The sequence below is a fragment of the Luteibacter sp. P4_D7_3 genome (genome assembly GCF_056401735.1).
On record NZ_JBFUIT010000356.1, the window covers coordinates 1 to 3795 of the forward strand.

A 3795-nucleotide genomic window follows, 5' to 3' on the forward strand; every position below is an offset into this window, starting at 1 on the left:
TACCGTAGGCCGCTGCCGCGGGATCGCCGATGAATCGGCTCCTACAGGGGTCACGCAAGTCGGCCGGGGGCCAGCCGATATCGAATAGCCATCTTTCCATCTGGATGGAAAGATATATACTCAGGCCATCGTTCCGGGAACCGCACCCATGCCCGCCATCAGCTTCGAGTTTTTCCCGCCCAAGACCGACGAGCAGCGCGCCCAGCTCGACGCGGCCGTCGCCCGTCTCAAACCGCATGCGCCCGACTACGTCTCGGTCACCTTCGGTGCCGGCGGCTCGACCCTGAGCTATACGGACGAGACAGTGAAACGCCTGCGTGTCGAGCATGGCCTGTCGGTGGCACCGCATCTGTCGTGCATGGGCGGTACGCGGGCCGAGATCGCCGCCCTGCTCGACCTCTACAAAGCCACCGATTGCCGCCGCATCGTCGCGCTGCGTGGCGACCTGCCGTCGGGCATGGCGTCCCCCGGTGACTTCCGCTATGCGGCAGAGCTCGTCACCTTCATCCGCGAGCACAGCGGCAACCACTTCCACATCGAAGTGGCCGCCTACCCGGAAACGCATCCCCAGGCCGAAAACGCCCTCCACGACTTGCATCACTTCAAGGCAAAGGTCGACGCGGGTGCCGACGGTGCCATCACCCAGTACTTCTTCAATGCCGACGCCTATTTCCGCTTCGTCGACGACGTGACGAAGCTGGGCGTGAACGTGCCCATCGTGCCGGGCATCATGCCGATCGCGAACTTCAGCCAGCTGCGCCGTTTCTCCGAGCAATGCGGCGCGGAAATTCCGCGCTGGATCGTCAAGCGCATGCAGGCCCATGGCGACGACGCGGCCGCCGTACGCGACCTCGGTGCCGACGTGGTGGCCGAGCTCTGCCAGCGCCTGCTCGACGGCGGCGCGCCCGGCCTGCACTTCTATACGATCAACCGGGCCAAGGCGACCCTAGGCGTGCTGGAGCGACTCGCCGCTCGCTAAACGTGCGCGCCRTCACTCTCCGCTGAAGCGTGTACGCGGATGATGGCGCACCACCGCCACGCGTGCCGCCCTCGTGAAACGTGTCCTCGTCCTGCTGTTGCTCCTGATCGCCCTGCCTGCCGCCGCGCAGACGACGATCCACCGTTGCGTCGGCACGGACGGCCGCCCCGTGTTCTCCGACCAGCAGTGCACGAGCATCGGCGCGACATCCATCATGCCGCCGCCGGTTCCGGCGGCCAGCTCCAGCGCCGCCGACGCGCCTGCCGGACCCAGCACCGGCCTGCTGTGTGCGAAAGACGTGGCCGGGCTACGCGAGGGCATCGCCCAGGCGTTCGCCAACCGCGATGCCAACCGCATTGGCGGGCTGATTCTGTGGAACGGTTACGGAAGCGGTGGCGCGGTAGAGAACATCCGAAACATGGAGACGCTGGTCCACCAGCCCCTGTTGGCGGTGGAGGGCAATGAAGCCGGGGGACTCGACGCCGTGACCTCACGGCCCGGCAACGACGCCGCCACCCGGCGCGCCCATTTCAGCGTGGTGCGAGACTCCGGCTGCCTCTGGCTGCGACCGCCGGCCTGAGCCCGGAGGCGCGCGTTGACGCGTCGCGCCATGGCCTGGCTGGCGCCGCGCGTTATCATGGGCGGTCCCCTGGAGAGCGAACCCATGCAGAACTACCCCGATTGGATCTGGCAGAACGGGCAGATCAAGCCCTGGCGCGATGCCACCGTTCACGTCATGGCGCATGCGCTGCACTACGGATCCTCGGTGTTCGAGGGCATCCGCAGCTATGAGACGCCGGACGGCGCGGCCATCTTCCGCCTCACCGACCACCTCAAGCGCCTGTACATGTCGGCCAAGATCTACGACATCGAGATCCCCTACTCGATCGACGAGCTCGCCGCGGCGTGCCGCGACGTGGTCAAGAAAAACGACCTCAAGGCCGCTTACCTGCGCCCCGTCGCCTTCCGCGGCCTGGGTGGTTTCGGCCTCTCGGCCGAGTGCCCCACCGACGTCGCCGTGGCTACCTGGCCGATGGGCCCCTACCTCGGTCCCGAGGCGCTGGAGAACGGCATTGATGCCTGCGTGTCCAGCTGGCAGCGCTTCGCGCCGAACACCATTCCGGCCGGCGCCAAGGCGGGCGGCAATTACCTTTCGGGCCAGCTGATCGCGCGTGAAGCGCGTCGTCTCGGCTTCGGCGAAGGCATCGCACTGGCCTCCACCGGCCTGCTCAGCGAAGGCGCCGGCGAGAACCTGTTCCTCGTGTTCGACGGCGTGCTGCATACACCGCCGGCGAGCGCGTCGATCCTCACCGGTATTACCCGCCACACGTTGATGACCCTCGCCCGCGAGGATGGCATCGAGGTGGTCGAGCGCGACCTGCCGCGCGAGTACCTGTATCTCGCCGATGAAATCCTGATGTGCGGCACGGCGGCGGAAGTCACCCCGATCCGCGCGGTCGACGGCAAACAGATCGGAAACGGCAAGGGCGGCCAGATCACCCGCCGCCTGCAGGAGCTTTACTTCGGCCTGTTCAGCGGCAAGACCGCCGACCGCTGGGGCTGGCTCGAGGCACTCTAAGCCCCCTCCTCCGTAGCGCACGGACGCGCTACGATGCCCCCGCCAGGGAATGAGCCAACAGGACTGGCTAATCAACAGGGGGAAGACATGAAGATCCGTCATATCGCCGTTGCGGCGATCGTCATTGCGTGCCTGGTCAGTGGGTGCGCCAGTGTCAACAAGGCTGGCCGCGATGCCAGCGAACAAGCAAAGACGTTCTCGCCGATCACCGACAAGGCCGTCGTCTACATTTATCGCGACGAGATCCTTGGCTCGGCCATCAAGCTGCACGTGAGTGTCGACGGTATCGCCGTTGGCGACACCGGACCGAAGAGCTTCCTGCAACTCGCCCTGCCGCCTGGCCCGCATACCATCACCTCCAGGGGCGAAAAGATCTCGTCGCTCTCGCTGGATACACAGGCTGGCAAGACGTATTACGTTTGGCAGGAAGTGAAGATGGGCATGTGGTCCGCGAATAGCATGCTGCACCAGGTCGACACCGACAAGGGGCAGGACGGCGTTCGCGAGTGCGCTCTACTACGCACCGACGCACCGGCGTTCCGCTTGCCGGACGACAGCACGCCGAAGGTCGCCGCACCCGTCGCTTCCGCCCGCGCTGTTGAAGCGACTCCGGGCTCGGCATCGGCTCCGGCCGAAGCAGCACCCGCTTCCATCAGTGCGCAGACCGCTGACGCGACCGCGCCCGCCGTCGGGACGGTCCAGGCAGAAGGAGGTCCAGCCTCCCTCGATCCGCGCGTGACCGTGCCGATGTTCAACGCCGCACAGAACCTCGCCGCCATCCATCAATGCGACCGCATGATTCGCGTCCGTAGCGTCGATGGTGATAACGCACGCCTGTACAGCACGTGCCCGGCCGGTGGAAGTGCGCTGGAGATCGTCTGCAATGGGGCGAACTGCCACGAAGGCGCGCCGCAGGGGTAAGACAAAGCATCGCCGACAAGTCGGCTCCTACCGAGCGGGGTGTCGCCTTGCTTGGTAGGAGCCGATGTGCGGTGGTCTAATTTTCCTGGACACCCATGTAGGAGCAAAATCCCTACCGAGGTGAATCATGGGATATCGACCGATCGACCCGGCGCTCAAGCGCCGGGCGGTGTGTTTAGTACTGGATGAGAACCGCTCCGTGCCTGCCGTGTGCGGGCTGCTTGGGCTTGGCCCGACGGCTTTGCGGCGCTGGGTCGAGCAGGAGCGGCAGCTGCGTGCCACGCCGCCACCGACGCCCGAGCAGGTGGCTAGGTAC

5 protein-coding genes are annotated in these 3795 nt (G+C 66.1%); all 5 read left to right on the forward strand.

From position 1 onward, the window contains the following. The first annotated feature begins 148 nt into the window (after nucleotides 1-148). Nucleotides 149-979: a methylenetetrahydrofolate reductase [NAD(P)H] gene (metF, locus tag AC1DSN_RS19705; protein WP_477332381.1), complete on the forward strand. Its 831-nt coding sequence runs from the start codon at nucleotides 149-151 to the stop codon at nucleotides 977-979. 73 nt (nucleotides 980-1052) lie between these two features. Next, nucleotides 1053-1559, forward strand: a complete 507-nt coding sequence (locus tag AC1DSN_RS19710) for a DUF4124 domain-containing protein (RefSeq protein WP_477296289.1) — start codon at nucleotides 1053-1055, stop codon at nucleotides 1557-1559. Between the two features lie 84 nt (nucleotides 1560-1643). Next, complete coding sequence (locus AC1DSN_RS19715; protein WP_477296292.1) at nucleotides 1644-2558, forward strand: branched-chain amino acid transaminase; 915 nt, start codon at nucleotides 1644-1646, stop codon at nucleotides 2556-2558. A gap of 87 nt (nucleotides 2559-2645) precedes the next feature. Then, nucleotides 2646-3479, forward strand: coding sequence for a DUF2846 domain-containing protein (locus AC1DSN_RS19720; RefSeq protein ID WP_477332383.1), 834 nt, complete (start codon nucleotides 2646-2648; stop codon nucleotides 3477-3479). Nucleotides 3480-3606: 127 nt separating this feature from the next. Beyond that, nucleotides 3607-3795 (forward strand): transposase (locus AC1DSN_RS19725; RefSeq protein WP_477332385.1); only part of this gene is annotated, 189 nt, incomplete at its 3' end.